This window comes from Ectopseudomonas khazarica, assembly GCF_004521985.1.
Classification (GTDB): domain Bacteria; phylum Pseudomonadota; class Gammaproteobacteria; order Pseudomonadales; family Pseudomonadaceae; genus Aquipseudomonas; species Aquipseudomonas khazarica.
The window spans coordinates 1-5,615 of sequence record NZ_SBHZ01000034.1 but is presented as its reverse complement, the minus strand read 5'-3'; the positions used below and the strand labels follow the sequence as shown (position 1 = coordinate 5,615).

Below are 5,615 nucleotides of genomic sequence, written 5' to 3'. Positions count from 1 at the left end.
AGTGGATCGAAAGCGGTAGAAAAGAGGTGGTTGACAGCGGTTTTGAACGCTGTAGAATGCGCCTCCCGCTGGAGAGAAGAAGCTCTGATCGAAAGCGCAAGTGGTTGAGTAGAAAGAAAAAATTCTTCGAAAAACAGCTTGACAGAAACAAGGGCTGCTGTAGAATGCGCGGCCTCGGTTGAGACGAAAGACTTAACCAACTGTTCTTTAACAACTGAATCAAGCAATTCGTGTGGGTGCTTGTGAGGTAAGACTGGTAGTCAACTGATTATCAGCATCACAAGTAACACTCGTGAATTCGAGAGTTTATTTGCGATTGCTGAGCCAAGTTTAGGGTTTTCTCAAAACCCAAGCAGTATTGAACTGAAGAGTTTGATCATGGCTCAGATTGAACGCTGGCGGCAGGCCTAACACATGCAAGTCGAGCGGATGAAGGGAGCTTGCTCCTGGATTCAGCGGCGGACGGGTGAGTAATGCCTAGGAATCTGCCTGGTAGTGGGGGATAACGTTCCGAAAGGAACGCTAATACCGCGTACGTCCTACGGGAGAAAGCAGGGGACCTTCGGGCCTTGCGCTATCAGATGAGCCTAGGTCGGATTAGCTAGTTGGTGAGGTAATGGCTCACCAAGGCGACGATCCGTAACTGGTCTGAGAGGATGATCAGTCACACTGGAACTGAGACACGGTCCAGACTCCTACGGGAGGCAGCAGTGGGGAATATTGGACAATGGGCGAAAGCCTGATCCAGCCATGCCGCGTGTGTGAAGAAGGTCTTCGGATTGTAAAGCACTTTAAGTTGGGAGGAAGGGCTGTAGGCTAATATCCTGCGGTTTTGACGTTACCAACAGAATAAGCACCGGCTAACTTCGTGCCAGCAGCCGCGGTAATACGAAGGGTGCAAGCGTTAATCGGAATTACTGGGCGTAAAGCGCGCGTAGGTGGTTCGTTAAGTTGGATGTGAAAGCCCCGGGCTCAACCTGGGAACTGCATCCAAAACTGGCGAGCTAGAGTACGGTAGAGGGTAGTGGAATTTCCTGTGTAGCGGTGAAATGCGTAGATATAGGAAGGAACACCAGTGGCGAAGGCGACTACCTGGACTGATACTGACACTGAGGTGCGAAAGCGTGGGGAGCAAACAGGATTAGATACCCTGGTAGTCCACGCCGTAAACGATGTCAACTAGCCGTTGGAATCCTTGAGATTTTAGTGGCGCAGCTAACGCATTAAGTTGACCGCCTGGGGAGTACGGCCGCAAGGTTAAAACTCAAATGAATTGACGGGGGCCCGCACAAGCGGTGGAGCATGTGGTTTAATTCGAAGCAACGCGAAGAACCTTACCTGGCCTTGACATGCTGAGAACTTTCCAGAGATGGATTGGTGCCTTCGGGAACTCAGACACAGGTGCTGCATGGCTGTCGTCAGCTCGTGTCGTGAGATGTTGGGTTAAGTCCCGTAACGAGCGCAACCCTTGTCCTTAGTTACCAGCACGTTATGGTGGGCACTCTAAGGAGACTGCCGGTGACAAACCGGAGGAAGGTGGGGATGACGTCAAGTCATCATGGCCCTTACGGCCAGGGCTACACACGTGCTACAATGGTCGGTACAAAGGGTTGCCAAGCCGCGAGGTGGAGCTAATCCCATAAAACCGATCGTAGTCCGGATCGCAGTCTGCAACTCGACTGCGTGAAGTCGGAATCGCTAGTAATCGTGAATCAGAATGTCACGGTGAATACGTTCCCGGGCCTTGTACACACCGCCCGTCACACCATGGGAGTGGGTTGCTCCAGAAGTAGCTAGTCTAACCTTCGGGGGGACGGTTACCACGGAGTGATTCATGACTGGGGTGAAGTCGTAACAAGGTAGCCGTAGGGGAACCTGCGGCTGGATCACCTCCTTAATCGAAGACTTCAGCTTTCTCATAAGCTCCCACACGAATTGCTTGATTCACTGTAGAAGACGATGCTGTAACGCGGCGACCCTGTGATAGGTCTGTAGCTCAGTTGGTTAGAGCGCACCCCTGATAAGGGTGAGGTCGGCAGTTCAAATCTGCCCAGACCTACCAATTCAGGTGCAGATGCTTACGGGGCCATAGCTCAGCTGGGAGAGCGCCTGCTTTGCACGCAGGAGGTCAGCGGTTCGATCCCGCTTGGCTCCACCATTACAGCATGATCGTAGAGAGTTCAGAAATGAGCGCTTCAGGTGATGACCTGTTGAGTGCTGATTTCTGGTCTTTTGACCGGTACAAATCGTTCTTTAAAAATTTGGATATGTGATAGAAGTGACTAACGATGTGTTTCACTGCACATTGTTAATCAAGGCAAAATTTGTAGTTCTCAAGACGCAAATTTTCGGCGATGTCGTCTTCACGATTGAGACAGTAACCAGATTGCTTGGGGTTATATGGTCAAGTGAAGAAGCGCATACGGTGGATGCCTTGGCAGTCAGAGGCGATGAAAGACGTGGTAGCCTGCGAAAAGCTTTGGGGAGTCGGCAAACAGACTGTGATCCAGAGATCTCTGAATGGGGGAACCCACCCGGCATAAGCCGGGTATCTTGTACTGAATCCATAGGTGCAAGAGGCGAACCAGGGGAACTGAAACATCTAAGTACCCTGAGGAAAAGAAATCAACCGAGATTCCCTAAGTAGTGGCGAGCGAACGGGGACTAGCCCTTAAGTTGATTTGAGTGTAGTGGAAGGCTCTGGAAAGTGCCGCCGTAGTGGGTGATAGCCCCGTACACGAAACGCTCTTATCAATGAAATCGAGTAGGACGGGGCACGAGAAACCTTGTCTGAACATGGGGGGACCATCCTCCAAGGCTAAATACTACTGACTGACCGATAGTGAACCAGTACCGTGAGGGAAAGGCGAAAAGAACCCCGGAGAGGGGAGTGAAATAGAACCTGAAACCGTATGCGTACAAGCAGTGGGAGCCTACTTTGTTGGGTGACTGCGTACCTTTTGTATAATGGGTCAGCGACTTATATTCAGTGGCGAGCTTAACCGAATAGGGGAGGCGTAGCGAAAGCGAGTCTTAATAGGGCGCTTTAGTCGCTGGGTATAGACCCGAAACCGGGCGATCTATCCATGGGCAGGTTGAAGGTTAGGTAACACTGACTGGAGGACCGAACCGACTACCGTTGAAAAGTTAGCGGATGACCTGTGGATCGGAGTGAAAGGCTAATCAAGCTCGGAGATAGCTGGTTCTCCTCGAAAGCTATTTAGGTAGCGCCTCGTGTATCACTGCTGGGGGTAGAGCACTGTTTCGGCTAGGGGGTCATCCCGACTTACCAAACCGATGCAAACTCCGAATACCAGCAAGTGTCAGCACGGGAGACACACGGCGGGTGCTAACGTCCGTCGTGAAAAGGGAAACAACCCAGACCGTCAGCTAAGGTCCCAAAGTTATGGTTAAGTGGGAAACGATGTGGGAAGGCTTAGACAGCTAGGAGGTTGGCTTAGAAGCAGCCATCCTTTAAAGAAAGCGTAATAGCTCACTAGTCGAGTCGGCCTGCGCGGAAGATGTAACGGGGCTCAAACCATACACCGAAGCTACGGGTTCATCCTTTGGATGAGCGGTAGAGGAGCGTTCTGTAAGCCTGTGAAGGTGAGTTGAGAAGCTTGCTGGAGGTATCAGAAGTGCGAATGCTGACATGAGTAACGACAATGCGAGTGAAAAACTCGCACGCCGAAAGACCAAGGTTTCCTGCGCAACGTTAATCGACGCAGGGTTAGTCGGCCCCTAAGGCGAGGCAGAAATGCGTAGTCGATGGGAAACGGGTTAATATTCCCGTACTTCTAGTTACTGCGATGGAGGGACGGAGAAGGCTAGGCCAGCACGGCGTTGGTTGTCCGTGTTTAAGGTTGTAGGCTGGTTTCTTAGGTAAATCCGGGAGATCAAGGCCGAGAACTGATGACGAGCGTTCTTTTAGAATGCGAAGTGGTTGATGCCATGCTTCCAGGAAAAGCTTCTAAGCTTCAGGTAACTAGGAACCGTACCCCAAACCGACACAGGTGGTTAGGTAGAGAATACCAAGGCGCTTGAGAGAACTCGGGTGAAGGAACTAGGCAAAATGGCACCGTAACTTCGGGAGAAGGTGCGCCGGTGAGGGTGAAGTATTTACTGCGTAAGCCCATGCCGGTCGAAGATACCAGGCCGCTGCGACTGTTTATTAAAAACACAGCACTCTGCAAACACGAAAGTGGACGTATAGGGTGTGACGCCTGCCCGGTGCCGGAAGGTTAATTGATGGGGTTAGCGCAAGCGAAGCTCTTGATCGAAGCCCCGGTAAACGGCGGCCGTAACTATAACGGTCCTAAGGTAGCGAAATTCCTTGTCGGGTAAGTTCCGACCTGCACGAATGGCGTAACGATGGCGGCGCTGTCTCCACCCGAGACTCAGTGAAATTGAAATCGCTGTGAAGATGCAGTGTATCCGCGGCTAGACGGAAAGACCCCGTGAACCTTTACTATAGCTTTGCACTGGACTTTGAGCTTGCTTGTGTAGGATAGGTGGGAGGCTTTGAAGTGGGGACGCCAGTTCTCATGGAGCCATCCTTGAAATACCACCCTGGCAACCTTGAGGTTCTAACTCTGGTCCGTTATCCGGATCGAGGACAGTGTATGGTGGGTAGTTTGACTGGGGCGGTCTCCTCCCAAAGAGTAACGGAGGAGTACGAAGGTGCGCTCAGACCGGTCGGAAATCGGTCGTAGAGTATAAAGGCAAAAGCGCGCTTGACTGCGAGACAGACACGTCGAGCAGGTACGAAAGTAGGTCTTAGTGATCCGGTGGTTCTGTATGGAAGGGCCATCGCTCAACGGATAAAAGGTACTCCGGGGATAACAGGCTGATACCGCCCAAGAGTTCATATCGACGGCGGTGTTTGGCACCTCGATGTCGGCTCATCACATCCTGGGGCTGAAGCCGGTCCCAAGGGTATGGCTGTTCGCCATTTAAAGTGGTACGCGAGCTGGGTTTAGAACGTCGTGAGACAGTTCGGTCCCTATCTGCCGTGGACGTTTGAGATTTGAGAGGGGCTGACCTTAGTACGAGAGGACCGGGTTGGACGAACCTCTGGTGTTCCGGTTGTCACGCCAGTGGCATTGCCGGGTAGCTATGTTCGGAAAAGATAACCGCTGAAAGCATCTAAGCGGGAAACTTGCCTCAAGATGAGATCTCACTGGGAACTTGATTCCCCTAAAGGGCCGTCGAAGACTACGACGTTGATAGGCAGGGTGTGTAAGCGCTGTGAGGCGTTGAGCTAACCTGTACTAATTGCCCGTGAGGCTTGACCATATAACACCCAAACAATCTGCTCTGACAGCAGAGGGTGTCGATGGTGAAGTCGACAGAAAGCCGAAAATTTGCGAGAGCTACAAGCCTCTATCACGTATCCAAGGGATCGCGCCTCACCGCGAGATCCCAACCGAATTGCTTGACGACCATAGAGCGTTGGAACCACCTGATCCCATCCCGAACTCAGTAGTGAAACGACGCATCGCCGATGGTAGTGTGGTGCTTCACCATGTGAGAGTAGGTCATCGTCAAGCTCCTATACGAAACCCCAGATCTCTAACGAGGTCTGGGGTTTCTTCTTTGCGCGGCAGAAAGTCGGG

The 5,615-nt window shown here is 51.9% G+C and carries 2 tRNA genes, 3 rRNA genes and 1 pseudogene; 5 read left to right on the top strand and 1 reads right to left on the bottom strand.

The annotated features are described in order from the left end of the window. Positions 1 to 227, bottom strand: a pseudogene (locus EPK82_RS24960) (hypothetical protein); the annotation flags it as partial. A gap of 133 nt (positions 228 to 360) precedes the next feature. Here EPK82_RS24960 and EPK82_RS24585 point away from each other — a divergent pair. The 5 genes from EPK82_RS24585 to rrf all read left to right on the top strand — a co-directional run bounded on the left by EPK82_RS24585 (position 361) and on the right by rrf (position 5,549). After that, positions 361 to 1,897 (top strand): 16S ribosomal RNA (locus tag EPK82_RS24585). An 88-nt stretch (positions 1,898 to 1,985) separates the two neighbouring features. Continuing rightward, a tRNA-Ile gene (locus EPK82_RS24580) sits at positions 1,986 to 2,062 on the top strand. A 20-nt stretch (positions 2,063 to 2,082) separates the two neighbouring features. Next, a tRNA-Ala gene (locus tag EPK82_RS24575) sits at positions 2,083 to 2,158 on the top strand. Between the two features lie 244 nt (positions 2,159 to 2,402). After that, positions 2,403 to 5,295 (top strand): 23S ribosomal RNA (locus EPK82_RS24570). A 138-nt stretch (positions 5,296 to 5,433) separates the two neighbouring features. Next, positions 5,434 to 5,549: ribosomal RNA gene (gene rrf / locus EPK82_RS24565) — 5S ribosomal RNA — on the top strand. The 16S, 23S and 5S rRNA genes sit together here with 2 tRNA genes alongside, the layout of an rRNA operon. The last annotated feature ends 66 nt before the right edge of the window (positions 5,550 to 5,615 follow it).